This window comes from Micromonospora aridisoli (assembly GCF_056150025.1).
Genome location: NZ_JAXCFK010000045.1, coordinates 1 through 776 on the forward strand (window position 1 = coordinate 1; position 776 = coordinate 776).

The following is a 776-nucleotide window of genomic DNA, read 5'->3' on the forward strand; positions in this document are numbered from 1 at the left end:
TTTTGTGACCAAAGAGATTTCTGTGGGTGATTACGTTTTGTCTGGAGGAGAGTTAGGTGCTATGATTTTGTGTGATACTATAATTCGATTGATCCCTGGAGTGTTAGGTAATGAAACTTCTGCATTGACCGATTCTTTTCAGGATAATTTGTTAGCACCTCCTATTTATACAAGACCAGCAGATTACAAAGGGTGGAAGGTTCCAGAGGTGCTTACCTCAGGCAATTTTCCGAAGATAGAGGCATGGAGAGAGGATCAAGCTTATGAGCGCACCAAAGAGCGACGACCAGATCTGTTGGATTCTTAGAGCAACAGGCAAAGAATTCGTGTGTTACTAGTGAAATGAAGTAGGTTGCGTTCTGTAACTACATACTTTTTTACTACATTTACATATGACCTATATCGATCAATTCCTTTCAGAATTGTCCTCTTTTGTTTGGGGACTACCACTTTTGGTGTTACTTATCGGAGGAGGGTTGTATTTATTAATCCTTTCGCGCTTTTTGCCATTTCGGTACTTGGGACACGCTATTAATGTGCTTAGAGGACGATATGATGACCCTGACGCCCCAGGAGAAATAAACCACTTTGCAGCATTGACTACGGCATTATCCACAACCATAGGTATGGGGAATATTGCAGGAGTTGCTGTAGCAATTAGTATAGGCGGTCCAGGAGCAATTTTTTGGATGTGGGTTAGTGCACTTGTTGGTATGGGAACCAAATTTTTTACTTGCACATTAGCTATTATGTATCGGGGTACGGATAGCCGGGGA

General features: G+C 41.9%; 1 protein-coding gene and 1 pseudogene. Both read left to right on the forward strand.

All coding sequences use genetic code 11. The features are described 5' to 3' along the window. Positions 1-307 (forward strand): annotated as a pseudogene (locus SM447_RS29235) (tRNA (guanosine(37)-N1)-methyltransferase TrmD); the annotation flags it as partial. Positions 308-392: 85 nt separating this feature from the next. Continuing rightward, positions 393-776, forward strand: a 384-nt coding sequence (locus tag SM447_RS29240) for an alanine:cation symporter family protein (protein WP_474576096.1), incomplete at its 3' end; no start/stop codon positions are given.